The organism is Legionella tunisiensis, from assembly GCF_000308315.1.
Lineage (GTDB): Bacteria > Pseudomonadota > Gammaproteobacteria > Legionellales > Legionellaceae > Tatlockia > Tatlockia tunisiensis.
The window spans coordinates 1-2,535 of sequence record NZ_CALJ01000236.1; the positions used below are offsets into that span (position 1 = coordinate 1).

The following is a 2,535-nucleotide window of genomic DNA, read 5'->3' on the forward strand; positions in this document are numbered from 1 at the left end:
GCACCGCAACAGGCAGCAACTGTTTGGGCATCAAAAACATTTCCTTTCTTGATAAATGCTTCCCTTAAGGTTGTGTGTAAAGCACAAGAATCGATAACAGAAATAGTAAAAAATTTCTCAATTGGAGTCTGCCTGAAAAAATCATAAAGACTTGTATATTCATGTTCCAGACGCAATAAGCGATACATGAAAGCTCCCATCAAGATAGCTACAGCCTTCTTTACTTCAGAATCAGTGCGGGGCTTAAGATCAGTTTTTAATTGACTAATACAAGCAATTTGCGAAAGACGTAGCTCCTTAGGTATAGGGGTAAAAACCCAGGTTGCTTTCTTCTTTACGTTTTTACAATACTCCTCTTTTAACGTTTCAGCTATGACACATAGATCAGAATAACTAGCAACAAAATAGCGCGATGCAAATTTATTAAAAACGGCTTCTAATTTATCTGCTTCTTCACATAGTTTTTCAAAAGAAGGTGGCTCATACCCCATATATTCTCCTTGGCATCTTTATCCATACACAGCCACTGTCCTTTTATTTAGTGGAACTGCTACTCCCAATTCCTTGCGATGGGAGCTTCTATTTTTATAACAATCTGCCAAAGAATTTGCAATAACTGAATCTTTATTTGCTATTTGTTAAAGCGTAAATCAATCTGTGAAACCAGATTTTGATGAATATTATCAAAACCACGATTAGACATAATCAACACAGCATCACCAGGCTGTACCGTATCAACCACGGCATTAACAATCGCATTAGTAGTTGGCAATACCTGATGTGGACAAACCCAATCTTTTACTACATTCATCAGACTAAATTGCTCAGGGTTCAACACAAAAGCACCATCTACAGCTGCCAATGCCTCTGACATAGCACCAGCATGCACCCCTGTTTTCATGGTATAAGAAGCAAATTCAAGAACAGCGAAAATACGTTGATGCCTTCCACTTTGTTTAAGAGCCTTAATGGTTTTACTTATTGCTGTAGGATGGTGCGCAAAATCATCGTAAACGGTAATCCCATGACGACTGGATTTTACTTCCAAACGCCGTTTAACAGGACTAAATTCAGCTAAAGCGCTCGCTGCTATATCTGCATCCACACACCAGCAAAGGAACTTGCTGCTATTGCAGCCAAACCATTTTCGACATTAAATTGTCCGATCAAAGGCCAGTGTACTTCTGTCACTACCTTCCCCTGATGCCATACGCGAAAAGCCTGACCGCTATCATCAAGCAATTCAGCCCGCCAAGTAGCATCACCACTAAAAGCCAAATCATTGACTGCGGAAAAAACACCACGAGCAAGAACTTCGTTTAGCGCAGCATCATCGCGTGGTTTAATAACTACTCCTTTGGCAGGAATAGTCTTTAAATAATAATGAAACTGTTGCTGAATAGCAGCGAGGTTTTCGTAGATATCAGCATGATCAAATTCCAAATTATTTAAAATCGCGACTTCAGGCCGATAATGCATCAGTTTGGGTCGTTTATCAAAAAATGCGCTATCGTACTCATCTGCTTCAATAACAAACCATTCACCTTCTCCCAAATTTGCACTGGTATTAAAATTAGGTGCTACTCCACCAATGAGGAAACCAGGTTGTAAACCCGCTTGATGTAAGATAAAAGCAAGCATGGATGTTGTTGTTGTTTTGCCATGTGTACCAGAAACAGCCATTACGCGATAACGAGGCAAAATGTTTTCAGCTAACCACTGCGGACCTGAAATATAATTTTTACCCGTATTAAGCACTGCCTCCAGAACAGGCATTCCTCTCTTGATAGCATTACCGACAATCACGCAATCTGCTTTCAACGCTTGTGTACTATCCTCATACCCTTCCGTCCATTCAATGCCTTTTGCCTGCAATAAATCACTGACTGGTGGATAACAATTTGCATCACACCCTGTTACCTTAAAACCAGCGTCTCTCGCTAATAAAGCCAGAGCGCTCATGAAGGTTCCGCTAACACCCAAGATATGTAAATGCATAATTATTCCTATCACCAAAATGAAACAGTTAAAATATTACAAGCTAATAAACCAATACTTGCTAAAATAGAAGCCAGATTATCTAATTCCAAAGCATATTTATAGATATGGGCTGTGATTAAAAATTGCCAAGCAGTCAATACCAGGGTGAGGATCAAATACAAAATTCCAAACAATAAAACAAGCGTTGAATTCATATTTGAATTAAAAATTGGTGTCACCAATAATAAAGGCATAGCAAATATATGAACAATTAGATGGCTTACCAAAAGCGCAGTCAACGTTTGGGAAAAACGATTAGCTTTCCGATAAACTTTCAGTAATACAAAAGTATAAATAAAATAGGAACAAAGCAAACTAAGGCCAGCTAAAATCGATGTTATTAGGCTAAATTCCTTTTGTACATCCGTGATGTACCATTGCAGAATAATCAAAGCAAGGAATAAAAAAGCGACAAGTCCCAGTAAAAAATGAGAATAAGGCGTGTTTGCCGGTGTTTCCTTAAATATGCAAACTCTCCAATAACGCTTAAAAAGC

General features: G+C 38.7%; 2 protein-coding genes and 1 pseudogene. All 3 read right to left on the bottom strand.

What is annotated here, in order from left to right:
* A partial coding sequence (locus tag BN58_RS25690; RefSeq protein WP_040916588.1) for a hypothetical protein occupies positions 1 to 491 on the bottom strand: 491 nt, incomplete at its 3' end.
* Positions 492 to 631: 140 nt separating this feature from the next.
* Positions 632 to 2,004: pseudogene (mpl, locus tag BN58_RS25695) on the bottom strand (UDP-N-acetylmuramate:L-alanyl-gamma-D-glutamyl-meso-diaminopimelate ligase).
* Between the two features lie 5 nt (positions 2,005 to 2,009).
* The coding region (locus BN58_RS31860) for a hypothetical protein (RefSeq protein ID WP_019217396.1) at positions 2,010 to 2,535 on the bottom strand (526 nt) is incomplete at its 5' end.